The organism is Chromobacterium sp. S0633 (genome assembly GCF_024158805.1).
Lineage (GTDB): Bacteria > Pseudomonadota > Gammaproteobacteria > Burkholderiales > Chromobacteriaceae > Chromobacterium.
This window is the reverse complement of the sequence record NZ_JAMZGH010000062.1, coordinates 1-21,146: the sequence shown is the minus strand read 5'-3', so window position 1 is coordinate 21,146 and position 21,146 is coordinate 1. Positions and strand designations below refer to the sequence as shown.

General features: G+C 63.2%; 17 protein-coding genes. 3 read left to right on the top strand and 14 right to left on the bottom strand.

Going from position 1 to position 21,146, the window contains the following annotated elements:
• Positions 1-110: 110 nt before the first annotated feature.
• The gene (locus NK214_RS22995; protein ID WP_107800826.1) at positions 111-554 is read right to left on the bottom strand and encodes an N-acetyltransferase; all 444 of its coding nucleotides are present in this window, start codon (positions 552-554) and stop codon (positions 111-113) included.
• 121 nt (positions 555-675) lie between these two features.
• Complete coding sequence (gene dnaE / locus NK214_RS22990; protein ID WP_253315620.1) at positions 676-4,125, bottom strand: DNA polymerase III subunit alpha; 3,450 nt, start codon at positions 4,123-4,125, stop codon at positions 676-678.
• 111 nt (positions 4,126-4,236) lie between these two features.
• Between dnaE and NK214_RS22985 the strand changes: the two genes are divergently transcribed.
• Positions 4,237-4,845: a flavin reductase family protein gene (locus NK214_RS22985; RefSeq protein WP_253315619.1), complete on the top strand. Its 609-nt coding sequence runs from the start codon at positions 4,237-4,239 to the stop codon at positions 4,843-4,845.
• Here NK214_RS22985 and NK214_RS22980 read toward each other — a convergent pair.
• From NK214_RS22980 to NK214_RS22950, 7 genes are all read right to left on the bottom strand, one after another.
• Positions 4,820-5,743 carry a VirK/YbjX family protein gene (locus tag NK214_RS22980; RefSeq protein WP_235084695.1) on the bottom strand — a complete coding sequence of 308 codons (924 nt, stop codon included), beginning with the start codon at positions 5,741-5,743 and terminating at the stop codon, positions 4,820-4,822. The two genes, NK214_RS22985 and NK214_RS22980, sit on opposite strands and share 26 nt — an antisense overlap.
• Before the next feature lie 120 nt (positions 5,744-5,863).
• Positions 5,864-7,567, bottom strand: coding sequence for a glycosyltransferase family 39 protein (locus NK214_RS22975; RefSeq protein ID WP_253315618.1), 1,704 nt, complete (start codon positions 7,565-7,567; stop codon positions 5,864-5,866).
• Positions 7,568-7,751: 184 nt separating this feature from the next.
• Positions 7,752-8,006: a PhaM family polyhydroxyalkanoate granule multifunctional regulatory protein gene (locus NK214_RS22970; protein WP_107800821.1), complete on the bottom strand. Its 255-nt coding sequence runs from the start codon at positions 8,004-8,006 to the stop codon at positions 7,752-7,754.
• A 79-nt stretch (positions 8,007-8,085) separates the two neighbouring features.
• Positions 8,086-10,362: an NADP-dependent malic enzyme gene (locus NK214_RS22965; protein WP_107800820.1), complete on the bottom strand. Its 2,277-nt coding sequence runs from the start codon at positions 10,360-10,362 to the stop codon at positions 8,086-8,088.
• A gap of 155 nt (positions 10,363-10,517) precedes the next feature.
• On the bottom strand, positions 10,518-11,846 hold the full coding sequence (locus NK214_RS22960; protein ID WP_081548523.1) for a TRAP transporter large permease: 1,329 nt from the start codon (positions 11,844-11,846) through the stop codon (positions 10,518-10,520).
• Positions 11,843-12,433, bottom strand: coding sequence for a TRAP transporter small permease (locus NK214_RS22955; protein ID WP_107800819.1), 591 nt, complete (start codon positions 12,431-12,433; stop codon positions 11,843-11,845). The genes NK214_RS22960 and NK214_RS22955 overlap by 4 nt, the downstream gene beginning before the upstream one ends.
• 59 nt (positions 12,434-12,492) lie before the next feature.
• Positions 12,493-13,497: a TRAP transporter substrate-binding protein gene (locus NK214_RS22950; protein ID WP_107800818.1), complete on the bottom strand. Its 1,005-nt coding sequence runs from the start codon at positions 13,495-13,497 to the stop codon at positions 12,493-12,495.
• Positions 13,498-13,707: 210 nt separating this feature from the next.
• On the opposite strand from NK214_RS22950, the gene NK214_RS22945 reads away from it, so the two are divergent.
• On the top strand, positions 13,708-15,993 hold the full coding sequence (locus tag NK214_RS22945) for a PAS domain S-box protein (RefSeq protein ID WP_233246740.1): 2,286 nt from the start codon (positions 13,708-13,710) through the stop codon (positions 15,991-15,993).
• 186 nt (positions 15,994-16,179) lie between these two features.
• Complete coding sequence (locus tag NK214_RS22940) at positions 16,180-16,686, top strand: DUF1993 family protein (RefSeq protein WP_081548533.1); 507 nt, start codon at positions 16,180-16,182, stop codon at positions 16,684-16,686.
• Here NK214_RS22940 and NK214_RS22935 read toward each other — a convergent pair.
• The 5 genes from NK214_RS22935 to NK214_RS22915 form a co-directional block, all read right to left on the bottom strand.
• The gene (locus NK214_RS22935; protein WP_253315617.1) at positions 16,668-17,237 is read right to left on the bottom strand and encodes a nucleotidyltransferase family protein; all 570 of its coding nucleotides are present in this window, start codon (positions 17,235-17,237) and stop codon (positions 16,668-16,670) included. The two genes, NK214_RS22940 and NK214_RS22935, sit on opposite strands and share 19 nt — an antisense overlap.
• Positions 17,238-17,247: 10 nt before the next feature.
• The gene (gene nadB, locus NK214_RS22930) at positions 17,248-18,846 is read right to left on the bottom strand and encodes an L-aspartate oxidase (protein ID WP_235084688.1); all 1,599 of its coding nucleotides are present in this window, start codon (positions 18,844-18,846) and stop codon (positions 17,248-17,250) included.
• 84 nt (positions 18,847-18,930) lie between these two features.
• Positions 18,931-19,233 carry a hypothetical protein gene (locus NK214_RS22925; RefSeq protein ID WP_235084686.1) on the bottom strand — a complete coding sequence of 101 codons (303 nt, stop codon included), beginning with the start codon at positions 19,231-19,233 and terminating at the stop codon, positions 18,931-18,933.
• Between the two features lie 191 nt (positions 19,234-19,424).
• Positions 19,425-19,856 (bottom strand): hypothetical protein, encoded by a 432-nt coding sequence (locus tag NK214_RS22920; RefSeq protein WP_235084682.1) that lies wholly within the window; start codon positions 19,854-19,856, stop codon positions 19,425-19,427.
• A 185-nt stretch (positions 19,857-20,041) separates the two neighbouring features.
• Positions 20,042-20,497, bottom strand: coding sequence for an SUKH-3 domain-containing protein (locus NK214_RS22915; RefSeq protein ID WP_253315616.1), 456 nt, complete (start codon positions 20,495-20,497; stop codon positions 20,042-20,044).
• Between the last annotated feature and the right edge of the window lie 649 nt (positions 20,498-21,146).

Sequence of the window (21,146 nt, the reverse complement as noted above, 5' to 3'; positions counted from 1 at the left end):
CCAGACGCCCCATTGCAAAGCCCAGCTCAATCGAGCTGGGCTTTATGCATTGTGCTGTTGAACGGCGACACGGAAGCCTCCCCAAGGGAGGCTTTGTTGCGTCTGGACGGCTAGAAATCCGCGCGCATGACCAGGCGCGGATCGTTGTCGCCGAAGTAATGAGGTTGATGTTCGACGACGACAAAGCCAAGCTGCTGGTACAGCCTGACCGCGGGGTTGTCGGGGTGGACCGTCAGTTTCGCGTGGCTGGCCTGGCGCGCCCGCAGCGCCTGCAGCAAGGCCTGCAGCAGTTGCTTGCCTACGCCTTGTCCGCGGCAATGCTCGTGGACCGCCAGCGACATGATCCAGAATTCGCCTTGCCCGCTGCCCGGCGCGCCGATGATGTAGCCGCCCAGTGCCCCGTCTTGCGCGCCCGGCGCGACGAAGAACAGGTCCGGCCACAGGTCGTGGGCCTGGCGGAAGAAAAAGTCCGGGTAGACGTGGTGGCCGAATACCGCTTGCTCGATCTGGAAGACCGGGGCGACGTCTTGGAGTTGCGCCGGGCGTGCCGTCATCTGAAAACATCCTCTTCTGTGGTGCGTTTGAGCGGGCAAGCCTACTGCAATGCCCGGCGCTTGCAAAGCGCGGGGCAAGAAAAAAGCCGCGCTGCGCGCGGCTTGGCGGGAGCGCGGCGGCTCACCACATCACTTTGACCTTGTCGTTGCCCAGCCAGTCCTGCAGCGCCAGCAACAGCCCGTCGTCCAGCCGGACGCCCCAGGGCGGGGGCAGCATCAGGTCGCCGCTGGCCGCGCCGTTGTTGTAATGGATGCGCACCGGGCAGCCGGCGTCTTCGCTGCGGAACGGGTGCAGCTGGGCCTTGAGTTTGCTGACGTCCACCTTGCCGGCCAGTTTCAGCGACAGGCTGCGCGCGTAGCGGCTGCGCGCCTCGCCCAGCTCATAGACTTTGTCTGCGATGATGCGCAGGCCGCCGGAGAAGTTGTCCTCGCTGACCTTGCCTTCTATCACCAGGACCACGTCGTCTTTCAAGCGGCTGCGGTTGGCTTCGAAGCTTTCCGCGAACAGGCTGACTTCCAATTTGGTGCTGCCGTCGTCCAGCTGCACGAAGGCCATTTTGCCGCGGTTGCCCACTTTGACGCGGATGCCGGTGACGAAGCCGGCCAGCAACTGGGGCTCCTTGCGCGGGCTGAGCCGGGACAGCGGGGTCTTGATGAAGCCGCGAATTTCCTTGGCGTAGGCGGCGAAAGGGTGGCCGGACAGGTAGAAGCCGATGGCCAGCTTTTCTTCCGCCAGCTTGACCGCGTCGCTCCACGGCTTGATCTCGACCATTTCCACGCTGGGGGCGACGTCGTCGCCGAACATGTCGAACAAGCCGCCCTGATTGGCGTTGGCGTGCTCCTGTTCGGCGGCGTCCATCGCCAGCCCGACGTTGCCGAACAGCTTGGCCCGGTTGGGCTCTATGCTGTCGAAGGCGCCGGCGCGGATCAGCGCTTCGATCACGCGCTTGTTGACGATCTTCTTGTCGGTGCGGCTGCAGAAGTCGAACAAGTCCTTGAACGGCCCGGACGCGGCGCGGATCGCGACGATGTGGTCGACGGCGGCTTCGCCGGTGCCCTTGATCGCGCCCAGCGCGTAGCGGATGTGCTTGCGGTCCACCGGCACGAAGCGGTAGTAGCTCTGGTTGACGTCGGGCGGCAGGAAGATCAGGCCGTTTTTGCCGTCCACGCTGTCGTCGTAGAACACCTTGAGCTGGTCGGTGTTGTCCAATTCCGAGGACATGGTGGCCGCCATGAAGGCCGCGGTGTGGTGGGCCTTGAGCCAGGCGGTCTGATAGGAGACCACGGCGTAGGCGGCGGTGTGCGACTTGTTGAAGCCGTACTCGGCGAACTTGGCCATCAGGTCGAACAGCATTTCGGCGAGCTTGGGGTCGTAGCCCTTGGTGGCCGCACCCTGGGCGATTTTGCCGCGGTGCTCGGCCATTTCCTCCGGTTTTTTCTTGCCCATCGCCCGGCGCAGCATGTCGGCGCCGCCCAGGGTGTAACCGCCGATGATCTGCGAGATCTGCATCACCTGTTCCTGGTAGACGATCACGCCGTAGGTCGGGTCCAGGCAGGCCTGCAGGTCCGGGTGGTAGTAGTCGACCTCTTGCTTGCCGGCCTTGCGCAGGATGAAGTCGTCCACCATGCCGGAGCCGAGCGGGCCCGGACGGTACAGGGCCAGCACAGCGATGATGTCTTCGAAACGGTCGGGCTTCAGTTTTTCCAGCAGCCGCTTCATGCCGTCCGATTCAAGCTGGAAGACGGCGGTGGTATTGGCCTGCTGCAGCACTTTGTAGGCGGCGGCGTCGGTGAACTCGAGCAGATTGAGGTCGGTGTCGAAGCTGGGGTCCAGGTCCTTGATGTAGCCGACGGCCAGTTCGATAATCGTCAGGTTGCGCAGGCCGAGGAAGTCGAACTTCACCAGGCCCACTTTTTCCACATCGTCCTTGTCCAGCATGGACACCGGCACCGAGCCGTCGCCGCTGGCCTGGTACATCGGGCAGAAGTCGGTGATCTTGCCCGGCGCGATCAAGACGCCGCCGGCGTGCATGCCGATGTTGCGGGTCAGGCCTTCCAGCTTCTTGGCCAACTCCCACAGCTCGCGCAGTTCCTCCTCGTTTTCCAGCCGCTCGCGCAGCACCGGCTCCATTTCCACAGCGTCGTCCAGCGAGTATTGCTTGCCGGGCGCGGCGGGAATCAGTTTGGAGATGCCGTCGCAGAACATATACGGCAAGTCCAGCACCCGGCCGACGTCGCGCACCACGGCCTTGGCCGCCATGGTGCCGAAGGTGGCGATCTGCGACACCGCTTCGGCGCCGTATTTCTGGCGCACGTATTCGATCACGCGGTAGCGGTTATCCTGGCAGAAGTCGATGTCGAAGTCGGGCATGGAGACCCGCTCGGGGTTGAGGAAGCGTTCGAACAGCAGCGCGTAGGCCAGCGGGTCGATGTCGGTGATGCCGATGCTGTAGGCCACCAGCGAGCCGGCGCCGGAGCCGCGGCCGGGACCCACCGGGCAGCCGTTGTTCTTGGCCCAGTTGATGAAGTCCGCCACGATCAGGAAGTAGCCGGGGAAGCCCATCTGGATGATGGTGTCGCACTCGATCTTCAAGCGCTCGTCGTAGCGCGGCCGCTCTTGGGCGCGCGTTTCCGGATCGGGATAGAGCTTGGCCAGCCGTTCTTCCAGTCCTTCCTGGGATAGATGCACCAGGTAGTCGTCCAGCGTCATGCCGTCCGGCGTCGGGAATTGCGGCAGGTAGTTCTTGCCCAGTTGCACGCTGATATTGCAGCGGCGGGCGATTTCCACCGAGTTTTCCAGCGCTTCGGGGATGTCGGCGAAGCGCTCTAGCATCTGCTCGGTGGACAGGAAGTATTGGTTTTCCTCGAAGCTGCGCGGCCGGCGCTTGTCGCCCAGGGTGAAGCCCTCGGCGATGCAGACGCGGGCCTCGTGGGCCTTGAAGTCGTCCGGGTCCATGAACTGGATGGGGTGGGTGGCCACCACCGGCAGGCCGGTCTCGCCGGCCAGCCACAGCGAGGCTTGCAGCGCGTGCTCCACCTGCGGGTTGTTCAGACGCTGCAACTCCAGGTAGAAGCTGTCCGGAAAACAGCTCTCCCAATATTCGGCGCGGCGGCGCGCCTCGTCGCGCTGGCCCATCAGCAGGGCCTGGCCCACGTCGCCCATGTGGGCGCCGGACAGGCAGATCAGGCCGCTGTTGTCGCCGTTTTCCAGCCAGGCGCGCTTGAGTTCGGCGCGACCGCGGTACTGATTGTGGGTGTAGGCGTCGGCCAGCAGTTCGCACAAGCGCCCGTAGCCCTGGCGGTTCTTCACCGTCAGCATCAGGCGATAGGGTTTGTCGCGGTCATCCTCGTTTTCCAGCCAGACATCGCAGGACACGATGGGCTTGACGCCTTTGTCCCGGCAGCCCTTGTAGAACTTGACCATGCCGAAGATGTTCATCAGATCGGACATGCCCACCGCGGGCATATTGTCCTTGATGGCGCGCTTGATGGCGTCATCCAGGCGTACGATGCCGTCGGTGATGGAGAACTCCGAATGGAGGCGCAGATGGATAAAACGAGGTGAGTTCATCGCGTCATTTTACCTGCCGAGCGGTTGCGACACCATCGTCGGGCGCAATTGGCGGCGCTGGTATTTTGTTGCTATGCAGCATTAGAATGATGGCATCTAGGAGGAATCCCCATGGACTGCGACATCAAGAGCTTGCCGCCGGAGGCGGTCTACCCTTTGCTGGTGGGCAGCGTGCAGCCCCGGCCCATCGCCTGGGTCAGCACTCAGGACTTGCGGGGCGTGGCCAATCTGGCGCCGTTTTCCTTCTTCACCGTGGCCAGCGTGAAGCCGCCGGTGCTGGCGCTGAGCATTCTGACGCCGGCCAGCGGCGGCGAGAAGGATACCCTGGCCAATATCCGCGCCACCGGCGAGTTCGTCGTTAATGTGGTGCCGGAGCGCTTGGCGGAGGCGATGAACCTCAGCTGCGGCCCTTATGCGCCGGAGGTGGACGAGTTTGATCTGGCCGGCGTGAGCAAGGTGCGCAGCCGGCAGGTGAGGGCGCCGGGCGTGGAACAGGCGCCGCTGCGTTTCGAATGCGTGCTGAGCCAGTGCCTGGTGCTGGGCGAAGGCGCGGGCGCCGGCAATCTGGTATTGGGCGAGGTGCGCCACGTGCATGTGGCGGACGAGGCGTGGCGGGACGGCCGCGTGGCGAGCAAGGCCCTGGACTTGGTGGGCAAGCTGGGCGGCGACGAGTTCAGCCGCGCGAAGACTGCTTTCAGTTTGCGGCGGCCCGGCGCGTGACGGCGCTGCGGCTCTGGCTGGCCAGTTCGTCCAGCAAGGCGTAGCGGCGCTGATATTCCGCGCGTTTCTTGCTGGCGATCTCGCTCAGGGGCTTGCGCGGCAGTTGCAGCGGCAGGCTGAAGAAGCGCTTGCAAGCGGTGGGCTGGGCGTCGAAGGTGTCCCAGAAGCTGTCGTAATCGGCGAAGAACTGGCGGCGATAGCGCCAGGAGCTGTAGATATGCTGCCATTTGCTGACGGCCAGCACCTGGTTAGCGCCTATTTCCTGGGCCAGCGCGACCAAGGCCTCAACCGCCAAACGCTTGGGAAACAGGCCGTGGCTTTGCTTGGTGAGCTGGTGCACGGCTTCCGCGCCATGGGGTTTGCGCGGGCCTTGCAGGCCGCCGATGATGATGGCGGTTTCACCTTGATGGCGGGTGATGGTGAAGGTCAGCGTGGCGATGGCGATCCCTTCCTCCGAGCAGATCTGCAAGGACAGCTCGCCTTCTTTGTCGAAGCTGTGGCGGTGCGTCAGCACCGCCGTGATCGCGGCCTCGTTTTTGCCGAGCAGCGTGGCCAGCGGCAGACCGGCGTCGCTGAGCAGGCTGCGGTAGGCGGCGGGAGACACCCGCGTCGCCAGCGTCTGATAGTGTTCGCGCAGAGCCGCCAGCTTACCGCTTGGGCCAAGAGCACGGTACAGATAGGGGCGGTGCAGCTTGCAGGCCAGCCGCGGATTGGCCTGCAGATGGCGGCGCAGCGCGGGTTGGCCCCAGCTGTCCAGCCAGCGCAGCGTCCAGGGCAGGGTCAGCAGTCCGCGCAGCGCGAATTTGCAGCGATTCTTCCCTTCGTCGAATCCGTCCTTGCGGGAGAAGCGCCCGCTGGCCAGAGACCAGAATAAATCCACCGCGTTCAGCGCCGACATACCATAACCTCAAGAAAAAAAGGGTTAAGGCTACGTTATCGCGGCGCTGTGATTGTTAATGAATATGGGGCAAATTGTGACGAATTGTGACGATTTCGTCTGAAATTAAATACATTGTAATTATTTTCCCGTATCCAACAGCTGGCCCAGAGGTTGTTCCAGCCGATACAGGCGGAAGCGTTCCTTCGGGTCGCCCGGACGCTGGAAGCTCGCCATCGGCGTCAGACCGCGGAGAAAGGCCGGCAGCTGGTCGTGAAGAGACTGGACCAGCAACCAGCGGCAGTCTTTGGCTTGCGACGTGCTTTCCAGCCGCAGCGTGCGGTAATCGGCGTAGTAGTCCAGCAGCGCGCGTTGGGGTTCGCCCAGGCCGACGCTGGCGACGCATTCGCCTTGCCGGCCGATGTCGGCCAGGACAGGGCGCAGCGGGGCGAAGGTTTCGCGGTAGCGCATGCCGTGATCCAGCGCCGGCAGCCATAGCGTGGCCAGGCCGCCCCACAACAGCACGATGGTCAGGCTCCAGCGCCAGGCGAAGCCGGGCGCGGTATCGGCCGGGAAGCGTCGCCATAGCCAGGCCGCGCCGCCGGCGATCAGGCCGAAGGCCAGCCAGGTCCATGGATGCCACTGCGGGTGCCAATCAGTGAACTTGCGGTGCAGCAGGTGACGGGACCATTGCGCCGGTTCGCCGGTGGAAAGCACCCAGGCGACGGCGAGCACGAAGGCGCCAAGCGCCAGGCAGAGAAACAGGCTGAAGCCGGACAGCGCGCGCCAGCCGCGATGGGATTCGCCGGCGCGCAAACCGGCGATGGCCAGCAGCGCCAGCGGCAGCAGCAAGGGCATCGCATAGAGTTCGCGGGCGTCGCCCGCCAGCGACAAGACGGTCAGCGTCACCAGCCAGAGCAGCGCCGGCGCCGCCGGCCAGGCGCGGGTCCATTGTCGGCGGCCGCGCCACAGCCCCCACAAGGCCAGCGGCAAGACCGGGATGCCGTACCAGGGCAGGGTGCGGCCGTAGAACAGGCGCGGCGCCTTGGGGCCCAGATGGGCGCTGCCGTCGAAGCGGCCGAAGTTGTTCACTTTGAACCACAGCTGGAACAAGGCCGGCTCGCGCAAGTACAGGCTCAAGCCCCACAGCGCGGCCAGCGGCAGGCCGATCAGCGCGGCCAGCAGCAGGCCGCCGGCGTAACGGCGGTTGCGGTAATCCGGGTGCAGCGGCAGCAACAAGGCGGTCAGGCCCAGGCAGCCGGGGCCGAGCAGGCCCTTGCTCAGGAAGGCGACGCCGCCGCCCAGGCCCAGCAGCGCGCCGCCGAGCAAGGCGCGCCGGCGCAGCAGCACCAGTCCGGCCAGACCCCAGGCCACGCCGGCCAGCAGGGCGGTGTCCGTGATCATTTGATGGGCGCGCATCGGCAGGCCCAGGCAGCCCAGCAGCAGTAAGGCGCCCCAGGCGGCGGCGCGGCGGCCGTACAAGGCGCCGGCGGAGACGGCGGTGCCGGCCAGGGCCAGCGCCATCCAGCCGCCGGCGGCCAGCCGCGCGGCGTCCGGCGCGCTGAGCCAGCCGCTGAACAATTGCATGGTGAAGGCGGCGCTGATGAAGAACAGCGGCGGCTTTTCCATGAAGGGCTCGCCGGCCAGCGTCGGCACGATCCAGTCGCCGGTCTGAGCGATATGGCGGATCAGGCCGAAGGTGTAGGCTTCGTCCGGCTTCCAGGGCTCATGACCCACCAGGCCGGGCAGCAGCCAGGCGACGGCGATGAGCAAGAACAGCCAGACGGGGATGGAAGGCAGGCCGGAATCTGCGGGCTGCGCGGCGTAAGGAGTGGAGAAACGCATGGAGTCCGCGGAAAAGTGGTCGTTAATTGTTATGGGAAAGGGGAGGGCGAGCCGTCCCGTTCATCACCTTGAGACATGGCGACCGCGGGCTTCTGCCAGGAAGATCCGCGGCCGGACGGTAGAGTGTAGCGTTGTTTGCGCGCCAAGCAAACTTGAGCGCGGCCGCATCGGGGCGGGGGCGGTTTCAATTGTGCGGCGGGTCTTTAGGCCGCATTGAGTGCAGCGCGGACTTCTGCATTTCCAGGGCTTTGATCTGCATGCTCAGCATGCCCATATTCATGGTCAGCCAGCTTTCCACCACGCGCAATTCCGCCAGCTTGCGCTCGATCTCCTCCTCGCTCATCGGCGGCAGAAAGGGCTGCATGCCCGGCGGCGTGGCGGTTTGCCAGAACTGGCGGAATAGGGAGAAGGGGTCGTTGGGGTTGAATTCGTTGCTCATGGGCGGCTCCCTTGGCGAAGAAAAAACGGGCAAGCTGTGCTTGCCCGTTCAGTATATGCCTTAAATGCCAGGCAAACGCTTACTTGCTGTTCTGCGCGTCCACGGCGGCCAGGGCCACCATGTTGACGATGCGGCGCACCGAAGCGATCGGGGTCAGGATGTGAGCCGGCTTGCTCATGCCCATCAGGATGGGGCCGATGGTCACGCCGTCGGAGGCGGAAACGCGCAACAGGTTGTAGCTGATGTTGGCGGCTTCCACATTCGGCATGATCAACAGATTGGCCGAGCCTTTCAGCGTGCTGTCCGGCATGGCCTGGTTGCGGATGCTTTCTACCAGCGCGGCGTCGCCCTGCATTTCGCCGTCGATCTCCAGATCCGGCTGCGCCGAGCGGATCTGGTCGAAGGCGGCGCGCATCTTCTGCGCCGAGGCGCTGTTCAGCGTGCCGAAGCTGGAGTTGGACAGCAGCGCGGCCTTGGGCGCAATGCCGAAGCGCTTGATCGATTCGCTGGCCATGCGGGTGATGCTGGCCAGTTGTTCGGCGCTCGGGTCGGCGTTGACGTAGGTGTCGGCGATGAAGATGTTGCCGGTGGGCAGGATCAGCGCGTTCATCGCGCCGGCCACTTGCTCCGGATTGTTGTAGCCGAGCACGGTTTCAACGATGTCGAAGTGCTGGCGGTACGGCCCGTAGGTGCCGCAGATCATCGCGTCGGCGTCGCCGCGGCGCACCATCATTGCGCCGATCAGCGTGGTGTTGCCGATCACGCGACGGCGAGCCTGCTCCTGGGACACGCCCTTGCGCTTGGTCAGCTGGTAGTACTCTTTCCAGTACTCGGCGAAGCGCGGATCGGATTCGTTGTTGACGATCTCGAAGTCCTTGCCGGCCACCAGCTTCAGGCCCAGCTTCTGGATGCGCATGTCGATGACGCTGGGGCGGCCGATCAGGATGGGCTTGGCCAGGCCTTGGGTGACGATTTCCTGAGTGGCGTGCAGCACGCGCTCGTCTTCGCCCTCGGTCAGCACCACGCGCTTCTGGTCTTTCTTGGCCTGGGCGAACACCGGCTTCATGAACAGATTGGTCTTGTACACGAACTGGGCCAGTTGATCGGCGTAGGCGTCGAAGTCCTGGATCGGGCGAGTGGCCACGCCGGAATCCATCGCGGCCTTGGCCACGGCGGGGGCGATCTTGACGATCAGACGCGGGTCGAACGGTTTCGGAATCACGTATTCCGGGCCGAAGGACAGTTCCTGGTCGCCGTAGGCGGTGGCCACCACGTCGTTTTGCTCGGCCAGCGCCAGGTCGGCGATGGCGCGCACCGTGGCCAGCTTCATCTCTTCATTGATGGTGGTGGCGCCCACGTCCAGCGCGCCGCGGAAGATGAAGGGGAAGCACAGCACGTTGTTGACCTGGTTCGGATAGTCCGAACGGCCGGTGCCGATGATGGCGTCCGGGCGCACTTCCTTCACCAGCGGCGGCAGGATTTCCGGCTCCGGGTTGGCCATGGCCAGGATCAGCGGCGAGCGGGCCATGGATTTGACCATGTCCTGGGACACCAGCTTGGGACCGGACAGGCCCATGAAGATGTCGGCGCCGGCCATGGCGTCGGCCAGCTTGCGTTGGCCGTTGTCCTTGATCGCGTAGCGTTTCTTGGAGTCGTCCAGTTTCTCGTCGCGGCCTTCGTAGATCACGCCCTTGGAGTCGCAGACGGTGATGTTGTCGCGGTTCACGCCCAGCGCCACCAGCAGGTCCAGGCAGGCGATGGCGGCGGCGCCGGCGCCGGAGGCCACCACGCGCACTTGCGCGATGTCCTTCTCCACCAGACGCAGACCGTTGAGCACCGCGGCGGCGGCCACGATGGCGGTGCCGTGCTGGTCGTCATGGAACACCGGAATGTTCATGCGTTCGCGGCACTTCTTCTCGATGTAGAAGCACTCGGGCGCCTTGATGTCTTCCAGGTTGATGCCGCCGAAAGTGGGTTCCAGCGAACAGATGATGTCCACCAGCTTGTCCGGATCCAGCTCGTTGACCTCGATGTCGAACACATCGATGCCGGCGAACTTCTTGAACAGCACGCCCTTGCCTTCCATCACCGGCTTGCCGGCCAGCGCGCCGATATTGCCCAGGCCCAGCACCGCGGTGCCGTTGGAGATCACCGCCACCAGATTGCCGCGCGCGGTGTATTTGTAGGCGTTCAGCGGATCTTCCACGATGGCGTCGCAGGCGGCCGCCACTCCGGGGGAGTAGGCCAGGGCGAGATCGCGTTGGGTGGTGAGAGGCTTGGTCGGGGCAACCTGGATTTTGCCCGGGTTGGGGTACTGGTGGTATTCCAGTGCGCTCTGGCGCAATTGCTCGTCCATTCTCTGGGACTCCTGAGGTTGATCTTTAGGTGGTTGGTTGGTGTAAGAGAGTAACTACACATTATACGGGCTTAAGGGCGGGCGGGGCTATCGCCTTGTCGGACAAAAAACGCGATGGCGCATGCCATCGCGTTTTCACGCCTGTCAGGCGGATGCTAATTCACCATGCCCAGCGCGCGCGGCAGCCATAGCGAGATCTCCGGAATGTAGGTGACGGCCACCAGGAAGCCCAGCATGGTCAGCAACCAGGGCCAGACCGCCACCGTCAGTTCGGTGATGCCCATCTTGGTGATCCCGGAAGCCACGTAAAGGTTCAATCCCACCGGCGGATGGCACATGCCCACTTCCATGTTCACCGCGATCAGAATGCCGAAGTGGATGGGATTGACGCCCAGTTTCACCGCCACCGGATAGAGGATGGGCGCCATGATCAGCACGATGGCGGACGGGTCCATGAAGTTGCCGGCCGCCAGCAGCAGGATATTGGTCAGCAGCAGGAAGGCGACGATGCCCAGGCCCTGGCCGGTCATCCAGGCCGCCATCGCCTGCGGAATCTGCTCGGACGCCAGCAGGAAGGAGAACAGCACCGCGTTGGTGATGATGTAGAGCAGCATGGAACTCATGGACGCCGCGTTCAGCAAGACCTTGGGCACATCCTTCAGCCCCATGTCCTTGTAGACGAAGACCGCGATCACGAAGGCGTATACCGCCGCCATCGCCGCCGCCTCGGTGGGCGTGAAGATGCCGCTGTAAATGCCGCCTATCACCAGCGCGATCAACAACAGGCCCCAGACGCTGTCGCGGAAAGCCTGCCAACGCTCGCCCCAGCCGGCGCGGGGCAGGCGCGGGTAGTCGAACTTCTTGGCGCGGAACCAGGTGGTCAGGCCTAGCAGCAGGGACAGGCACAGGCCGGGCAGCACGCCCGCCATGAACAGCTGGCCCACCGAGGCGGTGCTGACGCTCATGCCGTTGGGGCCGGTGACATCCATGCCGGCGGTGGCGATGCTGTACATCACCAGATTGATCGACGGCGGAAACAGAATGCCCAGCGCGCCGGAAGTGGTGATCACGCCGGCGCCGAAGCGCTGCGGATAGCCCTGCTTGACCATGGCCGGCAGAATGATGGAACCCACCGCCACCACGGTGGCGACAGATGAGCCGGTGATGGCGGCGAACAACGCGCAGGACACCACGCCGGCCAGGCCCAGGCCGCCGTACCAGTGGCCCACCAGGGTGGTGGCGAAGCGGATCATCCGTTTGGCCACGCCGCCGTGCATCAGGAAGTTGCCGGCCAGGATGAAGAAGGGGATGGCCATGATTTCAAACTTCTCGATGCCGGTGAACAGTTTCAGCGCCACCGAGGTGACCGGCACATCCGTCATGGTGAACAGGAAGGTCAGCACCGTCAGGCCCAGGGAGATGGAAATCGGCATGCCGGTCAGCATCAGCAGCATCAACAGGCCGAAAATGATCAAGGCGCTCATGGGCGGCCTCCGTGATGCATATCGTGGGGGTGCATATTGTCCAGCTGCTCGTCGCCGTCCAGGCCGTCCACATGGCCGTGGTCATGCTTGGGCAGCGAGCCGGTCCTGAGGAAATTCCAGGCCACTTGCAGGAAGCGGAAGCACATCAGCGAAGAACCACAGGGAATGGCCAGGTAGACCAGCCACATCGGCGCCTCCAGATCCGGCGAGGTTTGATCGGTGTGGGCGATGTCCCAGACGAAATCCGCGCCCATGACGGCGACGGTGCCGGTGAACAGCGCGCCGGCCAGCAGGCCGAAGACGATGAAACGTCCGCGGCGTTTGTCGCTGAGCCGGTTGATCAGCACGTCCACGCCGACATGGATGCCGGTGCGCACGCCGTAAGCGGCGCCGAACTTGGCCATCCAGACGAAGAGGTAAATGGTCAGCTCCTGCGCCCAGGACATATTGATGTGGGCGAGCAGCGGTTGCAGAGTGGCGATGCCCGAACCGTAGCGGTGCAGCACCGCGGTAAAGGTGATGAGGGTGGCCGCCCCCATCAGGCAGGCGATCATCCACTCCTCAAGGTGATCGAGGAATTTCAACATATCTGTCTCCGCATGGAACAAGAGCATGCTTGAGGGCATGCTCTTGAACCGGGCTGGCTTTATTTGGCCGGATTGAAACCGGTTTCTTTATAGATCTGGTTTAGCAGATCCTGGCCAATGCGGCCGGCCATCTTGGCGTGGACCGGCGCCAACGCCTTCTTGAAGGCGCTGCGTTCCTGCGGAGTGGGGGTGTAGATCTGGGTTTTGCCGGAAGCCTTGATGCCGGCCAGCGCGCGTTCGTTTTCCTTCTTCGCGATATCGTTGGCGTAGGTGGACGCATCGCGGATCGCGCTGTCCAGCTGGGCGCGCACGTCGGCCGGCAGGCCGTCCCAGAACTTCTTGTTGACGATGACGGCGTAGCCGAGGAAGCCGTGCTGGGTCAGCGTCAGCTGTTTTTGCACCTCATAGGCCTTGCTGGTGTACAGATTGGACGCTTCCAGCTCGGTGCCGTCCACCACGCCGGTCTGCAGCGCCTGATACACCTCGGAGAAAGCCATCACTTGCGGCAGCGCGCCCAGGGTGCGCATTTCCTCTTCCAGCACCTTGGACGACTGGATGCGGATCTTCAGGCCCTTGAGGTCGGCCGGGGTGCGGATGGGCTTGTTGGCGGAGAAGTTCTTGAAGCCGTTGTCCCAATAGGCCAGGCCCTTGATGCCCTTGCCCTCCAGCTTGCCCAGCAACTGCTTGCCGATGGGGCCGTGCATCACCTTGTTGACCTGGTCGTAGTTGTCGAACAGATAGGGCAGATCGAAGACCTCGAACTCCTTGACCCCCAGCGGGCCGAACTTGGCCAGGCTGGGCGCCAGCATCTGAACCGCGCCCAGCTGCAGCGCCTCCAGTTCTTCCTTGTCCTTGTACAACTGGCTGTTGGGATACACTTGCACCTTGACCTTGCCCTTGGTGCGTTCCTCAGCCAGTTTCTTGAAATATTCGGCGGCTTTGCCCTTGGGGGTGTCCGGAGACACCACATGGCTGAATTTGATGAGGATCTCGCCGGCGGCGTTGGCAACGCCGGACAAGGCGAACGCGGCGCAGAGGGCCACGGCGGCTGTCTTCAGTTTCATTCTCTATCTCCATCGTACTTGTATAGTGTTGTATGGAATCCACCAATCCCTTGGCATTTTATGGCCGGCAAAAGCGATTTGGCCGGCGCCGTGGGCGGTTTTTCCTTATGCGCTGTCCTTGTGGACAGTCTGCTTGTTCCGTGTAAAGTAGGATTTCCTATTTCTTTCAACTATTAGGGACTTCCGCATTAGGGCTTTCCCTAGAATGCCATGCAGATAAAAAATTTATTGTCGCGCCGTTCCCCCGGCATGCTCTGGCTCAGCGCCGGCGCGCTGTTGCTGGCCCTGCTGTTGGCGCTGGGCAGCCTGTTCTACCTGGTTTACCGGGACTGGCGCGACGAGCAGCAAGACAATCTGATCCAGGAAGTGCTGTGGCTGGAGCAGTCCTTGCGCATGTATCTGGAAGGGCAGCAGGAATGGGCTGAAAATCTGGGCCGGGAAATCGAGGACGGCAATATCGACAGCCAGCGCTTTGCCCGGCAAGCCGCGTTTTACCTGCGGGGCAACCCGGAACTGCTGAGCATCGAGCAGGTGGACGTGGACGGCAGGGTGGTGCGCGACCAGCACGGCACCCGCCGCGACGGCAGCGTGCTGACCGGAGAAACCTTCGACGCGCTGTGGCGCGCCAACCGTCTGCTGCGGCCCAGTTACGGCGAACCCTATCAGGGCGGCGACGGCAAATACCGCTTCGATCTGGCCGTGCCCATCGTCCACGACGGCAAACCCCTGGGCGGGCTGAGGCTGGCCTACCAGATGGACCTGCTGTTGTTCAACCAGGTGCCGTGGTGGATCGCCTCCAAGAACTACATCAGCATCCAGGATTTGAGCGGCAAAATCCTGGCCAGCAAGTTCGATCCGGCGGAGCGTCCCGGCACCCTCTCGCATCAAACCAGCTTCGATCCCCCCGGCTACGGCCTCTATCTGCACGCGACCAGCTACCGCGCCGGCCTGGGGCTGACCCTGCCGGTGTTGTCCGGCCTGATCGCGCTGCTGGTCAGCGCGCTCTTGTACGCCGCCTGGCGCATCCGCCGCCACGTGCGCGAACGCGCGCACGCGGAACAGGCGCTGGCCAAGGAAGTGTCCTTGCGCCAGGCGATAGAAGACTGCATGAAAAGCGGCCTGGTGGCTTTGGAGGACGAAGGGCGCATCGTGCGCGTCAACCGAGCCTTCTGCGACATGCTGGGCTTCGGCGCGGACGAACTGGTGGGTCAGGCGCCGCCGCATCCGTTCTGGCCGGAGGACGACCACGCTGCCATGACCGCGGCGATCGCCGCGGTGCGCGACAACCGTCAGCCGGAAGAGGGCTTCGAACTGCGCTTTGCGCGCAAGGACGGAGAATTCATCGAAGTGCGGCTCTACGCCACCCCGTTGGTGGAAGCCGACGGCAGCCAGCGCGGCTGGATCGCGTCCCTGTTCGACATCACCGAGCGCAAGCGGCAGCGGCTGGCGCTCAACGCCTCCCATCAGCGCTTCCTCACCGTGCTCAATGGCCTGGTGGCCGGCGTCTGCGTGATGGAAGAAAGCGGCGGCCTGTTGCTGTATGCCAATCCGGCGTTTGCCCGGCTATGGCTGACGGTGGAGCCGGACGGCCCCTGCTGCGTGCTGCTGCCCGGCCTGCAGGAACAGCCGGAACAAGACGAGTACGGCCTGGAATTCACCACCGACGGCGGCGGCAGCTGGTTCCAGATGCACCGCCGCCGCATCGACTGGGTGAACGGCGAATCCGCCTGGCTGGCCATCCTGGCCGACGTCAGCGAGGACAAGGCGCGCGAAGGGCGGGAACTGGCGCAGCAGGAACGGCTGCAAAACACCTCGCGCCTGATCGCCATGGGCGAAATGGCCTCCACGCTGGCGCATGAGCTGAACCAGCCGCTGACCGCCATCAACACCTACGCCGCCGGCGTCAGCCGCCGGCTGCCGGCGGAACTGGAACTGCCGGCCGGCGTGCGCGAAGCGATCCAGGAAATCGCCGGACAGGCCAAGCGCGCCGCCCAGATCGTCAGCAGCATCCGCGCCTTCGTCAAAAAGCACGAGCCCCAATTGCAGCGCGTGGAACCGGGGCCGGTGGTGCTGCGCGCCGTCGGCCTGGCGGAAGGCCTGGCGGTCAAGGCCGGGGTCAAGCTGCAGGTGGAACAAGACCCGGCAGGCTGCCTGCTGGACATGGACCCGGTACTGATCGAGCAAGTGCTGCTCAATCTGATGAAAAACGCCATTGAAGCGATGCAGGAAGCGCAGACCAAGCGGCCCAGGGTCAAGGTCCGCACCTCCATCGGCACCGCCTTCTGGCGGGTGGAAGTGGTGGACAACGGCCCCGGCCTGTCCGAGGCGATGAAGAGCAATCTGTTCACCCCGTTCTACTCCACCAAGCCGGAAGGCATGGGCATCGGCCTGAACATCTGCCGCTCCATCGTTGAATTCCACCGCGGCGAATTCGGCGCCAACAGCACCGTGGCCGGCGGCTGCGCGTTCTGGTTCACCCTGCCGCTGGCCAAGTGAGAGCCCTGCCTCCGCGCCTCCGCATGGGACAGAGAGGGCAGGCGGCGGACGGGGGAGGTGAAGGCCCGTTTTGAATAAGCCGCTGCCGGGTCCGCGTCTGTTTCCCGGCGGCGGATTGGCTTATGCTGTGGCGGCGCGCCGGAATGTCCGCCGCGCCCGCCTTACCGCATCCGACAGGAGCCCGCCATGTCCGTTTCCATGTACCAAGCCTCCGTCCCGGCGCTGATCCGGGGCCTGAACAATCTGTCCGCCATCCTGGACAAGGCCGCCGCCGACGCCGCCGCGCGCAACATCGCGCCGGACGTGCTGCTGAACGCCCGGCTGGCGCCGGACATGTTCGCGCTGACGCGCCAGGTGCAGATCGCCAGCGACAGCGCCAAAGGCTGCGCCGCGCGGCTGGCGGGCGTCGACGTGCCCAGCTACGCCGACGACGAAGCCAGCTTTGCCGATTTGCAACAGCGCATCGCCAAGACCGTGGCGTTTTTGCAGGGTTTTAACGCTGCGCAGATCGACGGCAGCGAGACGCGGGAAGTGGTGCTGAAAGTGCGCGGCGACGAGATCCGCTTCAGCGGACAGAACTATCTGCTGGGCTTTGTGCTGCCCAACTTCTACTTCCACCTCACCGCCGCCTACGCCATCCTGCGCCACAACGGCGTGGCGCTGGGCAAGATGGATTACTTGGGCGGCGTGTAGTCCCGGGCGGGGAGCCGCCGCAGCGCTGGCCAGCGCTGCAAAAACTGCTTGTCCAACAGCCTGCGCTCAAACACGGCGGTGTTGCCATGCCTGGGATTATGGCGCAACACGCCGTTCATCAAATCGTCCAGACCGCAGGGAGCCAGAATCCGCACGCGGTCTTCCTCATCCAGCCAGGCCGCCACGGAAGTGGCGGTTTCCGGCCAACTAGCCACCCCGTCCGCCAGGCTTTGTAATGGCGGCAAGGGGCGGCCCGGCTCCTGTTCGCGCCAGAGGTGCACCGCCGCCTGATTGCAGACTTCCCAGTTCAAGCTTGGCAGCGCAGTGCGCAATTGGGCTTCCAACTGATGCTCGCGCTCTGGGCTTAAGTCCGCGGGGTCGAAGTAAACCAGATCTATGTCCGGGATAGGTGTGGGCCGTGTATGGCCGCACAGCCAGTCCCAAACCAGGCTGCGGATGGCTCCGGCGCCGATGGCCCAGGAGGACAGGCCCAAGGCGCGCCCAGCGCCAAGCGCCTCCATCAGCCACGGCTGCCCGCGCAGCAAAGCCACTAACTGCCGCTCATGCTCCATCGGCCTGCGCCGGCGCCTCCGGCGTCAGGATGGTCTCCTGCGCCAGCTCCAGCTTCTCCGGATAGTCGCGGCTGTAGTGCAGGCCGCGGCTCTCCTTGCGCAGCAGCGCCGAACGCACGATCAGCTCCGAAGTCTGCACCAGATTGCGCAGCTCGATCAGATCGTTGCTGACGTGGAAATGGCGGTAATACTCGTTGATCTCCTCGGACAGCAGGCGGATGCGGTTTTGCGCCCGCATCAGCCGCTTATTGGTGCGCACAATGCCCACATAGTCCCACATCGCCCGGCGCAGCTCGTCCCAGTTGTGGGAAATCACCACCTCCTCGTCCGGGTCCGTCACCTGGCTGTCGTCCCAGTCCGGGATCTTGGGCAGCTTGATCTCCGGCGCGGCCAGGATGTCCGCCGCCGCCGCCTTGCCTATCACCAGACATTCCAGCAAGGAATTGCTGGCCAGCCGGTTGGCCCCGTGCAGGCCGGTGCAGGCCACTTCGCCCACCGCGTACAGCGCGTCCACATCGGTGTGGCCGGTCAGGTCCGTAACCAGGCCGCCGCAGGTGAAATGCACCGCCGGCACCACCGGGATGGGCTGTTGGGTGATGTCTATGCCCAGCTCCAGGCAATGGGCGTAGATATTGGGGAAATGCTCGCGGATGAAATGGGCCGGCTTGTAGGAAATGTCCAGGTAGACGCAATCCAGGCCGTGCTTCTTCATCTCAAAGTCGATGGCGCGCGCCACCACGTCGCGCGGCGCCAGCTCGGCGCGCGGATCGTGCTCCGGCATAAAGCGGGTGCCGTCCGGCAGCTTCAGGATGCCCCCCTCGCCGCGCACCGCCTCGGTGATCAGGAAGGACTTGCTGTGCGGGTGATACAGGCAAGTGGGGTGGAACTGCATGAATTCCATATTCCCCACCCGGCAGCCGGCGCGCCAGCCCATGGCGATGCCGTCGCCGGTGGCGGTGTCCGGGTTGGTGGTGTACAGATAAACCTTGCCGGCGCCGCCGGAGGCCAGGATGGTGTGCTTGGCGGCGATGGTCACCACCTGATCCGCCAGCTTGTCCAGCGCGTACACCCCATAGGCGCGGTTGCCGGGCAGGCCCAGCTTGCGCGAGGTGATCAGATCGATGGCGATATGCTCTTCCAGCTCCGTGATATTGGGGTGGGCCTTGATCTTCTGCCCCAGCGTGCTGGTCACCGCCGCGCCGGTGGCGTCCGCGGCGTGGATGATGCGGCGGTGGCTGTGGCCGCCCTCGCGGGTCAGGTGATAACCGGTGCGGTGGGTTTCATCCTTGGTGAAGGGCACGCCCAGCGCAATCAGCCAATCAATAGCTTCCTTGGAATGCTCGACAATGAAGCGCGTAGTCTCCTCATTGCATAGCCCTGCGCCGGCAATCAGCGTATCGCGGATGTGTTCCTCCACCGAATCCTCGGTGTCCAGCACCGCGGCGATGCCGCCCTGAGCGTAAGTGGAACTGCCTTCCAGCAAATCGCGCTTGGTAATCAGGCCCACCTTGCGGCTTTCCGCCAGGTGCAAGGCCAAGGTCATCCCGGCCAGACCGCTGCCGATGATCAGAACATCAAACTTAAGCATGATGAAATCCTGCAGGACGCAGAGTCGAAATGGATAGGCAGCGTAGCAGACTTCATGCTGGTGTGACAGATGGGGGAGGGGCACTCATGACGACGGGGGCTGCGCTTGCTCATAGGCCCGCAGCAAGTCTTTAATCCGGTAATCCAGTGCGCTCATATTGTGCTCGTCGTAGACGAGTTGCGGCTCCACGATCTCCCTCAGTTCCGCAATCAGCGTGGGCAGGCGCTGTTGCAGATCCAATTGCTGAAACGTTTGGCAGGTGGTGGCCCAGGCCTCGGCCGGGCTCAAATCCTCGCAGGCTATCCGCACGCCCAAGCGATGGAACACGGTGTCGATCAGGCTCAGGGTGCAGATTGCCTGTTGTAGGGCTGCTTGTGGCGGGGTCATGGTCTTGGCTCCGATATTGCGGCAGGCACACCGCGTGCGTTTGCAAAATGGTATCTATGTCGCGCCCCTGAGTGTGGTGGCGGCTGTTGCCAGGGGGAGGGGCTCGGCGTAAATGATGGGGCGGCAAGAGGCAGAGCCTTAATTCATGATGTTCTCTGCTGGAGGGGGGGCCTTGAAGCCGACATTATTTCCTACGGTATTTCTTCGGTGCCGGGGTGATAGAACAGATACAAGCCATCCTCGCGATCTTGCAAATCCAGCGTGGCCCCCTCTGTATCGAAAAACACTGTCAGGTCCTGGGTGTCGTTGGCGGACCAAACGCTTTTGACGAAGCTCTGGACATCGCTGATATCGGCTTGAATGCAGTAGGGCTGTTCAAAGGGGAGGGTGACTGTTGAAGCATGGCGGGCAAAGATTAAGGTCAGCGCCTGTAGTGTCTCAGACTCATCTGCCGCCGCCAGCTTTTGTTGCGGCTCGGCATCGAGATGGCAGTGTTGCCTCAGGAATGCCCGGTTCTTGGCGTAGTCATCAGCCTGGATTGGCATCACCGCGCCGCTGAACAGGCCGCTTAGCCGCTTTAGCGCAAGCCTGGCGCGGTGTTCGATTAATTTATTGTTCAGCATGGGTACACGCTATCACTGCCTTGGTCATCGAGTTCAAAGCGGTACACCTGTAGTTGGCACAACTTTGCAGTACGGTGGCCGGATAGAACCGGGTGATTTTGACGAACCATCGCTGATGAACTCCCTCCGTGTGTCGAAGGATTGATGCTGTGGAGAGCAGTTTTCATCGTTATCTGTCTAATTGTTTAACTTTGAAGAATAAGGAAGTCCCGTTTGAAAATGATATTTTCCAGCGCCGATATGATATCGGTTCCGATTTCGCAGAAGAAGTCATCGTAGCCGGCGTACATAGCACCATCTTCTGCGATCAGATAGCTGAGATGTCTGGAGTAGCCTTGCCCCACTGGCAGCAGTTTTTTTCCAATTAAAGGTTGATAGACCTCAAGAGCCCATAGACGATCAAAGCCCTGGGTGGCCAGAACTGAGTCGAAATACGACTCATCTTCTGCCTTACCGTCCCAAGAACGGTGTTTTAAGGTGATGCCGTTAAAGCTCTGGATGAAATGCACTCCGGCTTGGAAGGCGCTGTAGCCGTCCTGTTCCCAAGCCAGAATCGCATGTTGGGGCGCAATATTTCTGCTCGGCTGCCAGCCATACTCGGCCAATTTGGCCATGGTCGCGGTAGGGAAGGTGTAGTGCATAAGATGCTCTTTTAACATTGTGGCGCAGATTGCGCGGGCGTCAGCTTGCGCTTAGCCATATAAATACTCGAAGTGATTCAAGCGGTCCTTGATGCTGAGAAAACGCGTGGTTAATTTCGTGAGCTTAGCTCCCTGCGGGTCTTGTCCATTTTCAGTCCCCGTGCGCCTTGCTCATCGGTCGCTGAGTGATAGTAGTACAGTGTCGAGAGCTTGCGCAGTGGTGCTTGGTCTGGGCCGTAGGGGGCCAGCACTTTAATGTCGCGTGTGGCTTCGCTGCTTGGGACTGGAGGTGAAGCCGTCTGGTTCGAATAAGTCATGCATTGGCTGTTTGCCTTAGGCTTTGAAGGCTTACTTGTTGCCGTCGCCAGGGATTCGCTGCGGAACGGTCCCTGCCCCTTGTCTCCCAGCCCCAAGCACGTGATAATCCGGCCGTGCTGTGCATCAGCACCGGAATTAGCGTTCCGAGGCAAGAAGGCGGACAGCCGCACATGCGGCATCTCATGTCCGGACACACCATAGATGCGTCTACTCTCAGGCGGGTCATGGTGGGAGCGTGCTTGCACGCGCCGGATCCTTCTTGCCGGTAACGCTAATCCTGCCATGTCCCCGCCGCCTCCGCTTAGCGTCGGAGGGCGGGCATAAAGCTCAA

Coding starts and splice junctions, on each gene's coding strand:
- NK214_RS22995 (WP_107800826.1), bottom strand. CDS start 554: ATGACGGCACGCCCGGCGCAACTCCAAGACGTCGCCCCGGTCTTCCAG.
- nadB (WP_235084688.1), bottom strand. CDS start 18,846: ATGCTTAAGTTTGATGTTCTGATCATCGGCAGCGGTCTGGCCGGGATG.
- NK214_RS22980 (WP_235084695.1), bottom strand. CDS start 5,743: ATGTCGGCGCTGAACGCGGTGGATTTATTCTGGTCTCTGGCCAGCGGG.
- NK214_RS22950 (WP_107800818.1), bottom strand. CDS start 13,497: ATGAAACTGAAGACAGCCGCCGTGGCCCTCTGCGCCGCGTTCGCCTTG.
- NK214_RS22965 (WP_107800820.1), bottom strand. CDS start 10,362: ATGGACGAGCAATTGCGCCAGAGCGCACTGGAATACCACCAGTACCCC.
- NK214_RS22975 (WP_253315618.1), bottom strand. CDS start 7,567: ATGCGTTTCTCCACTCCTTACGCCGCGCAGCCCGCAGATTCCGGCCTG.
- NK214_RS22970 (WP_107800821.1), bottom strand. CDS start 8,006: ATGAGCAACGAATTCAACCCCAACGACCCCTTCTCCCTATTCCGCCAG.
- NK214_RS22940 (WP_081548533.1), top strand. CDS start 16,180: ATGTCCGTTTCCATGTACCAAGCCTCCGTCCCGGCGCTGATCCGGGGC.
- NK214_RS22920 (WP_235084682.1), bottom strand. CDS start 19,856: ATGCTGAACAATAAATTAATCGAACACCGCGCCAGGCTTGCGCTAAAG.
- NK214_RS22945 (WP_233246740.1), top strand. CDS start 13,708: ATGCAGATAAAAAATTTATTGTCGCGCCGTTCCCCCGGCATGCTCTGG.
- dnaE (WP_253315620.1), bottom strand. CDS start 4,125: ATGAACTCACCTCGTTTTATCCATCTGCGCCTCCATTCGGAGTTCTCC.
- NK214_RS22985 (WP_253315619.1), top strand. CDS start 4,237: ATGGACTGCGACATCAAGAGCTTGCCGCCGGAGGCGGTCTACCCTTTG.
- NK214_RS22960 (WP_081548523.1), bottom strand. CDS start 11,846: ATGAGCGCCTTGATCATTTTCGGCCTGTTGATGCTGCTGATGCTGACC.
- NK214_RS22955 (WP_107800819.1), bottom strand. CDS start 12,433: ATGTTGAAATTCCTCGATCACCTTGAGGAGTGGATGATCGCCTGCCTG.
- NK214_RS22915 (WP_253315616.1), bottom strand. CDS start 20,497: ATGCACTACACCTTCCCTACCGCGACCATGGCCAAATTGGCCGAGTAT.
- NK214_RS22925 (WP_235084686.1), bottom strand. CDS start 19,233: ATGACCCCGCCACAAGCAGCCCTACAACAGGCAATCTGCACCCTGAGC.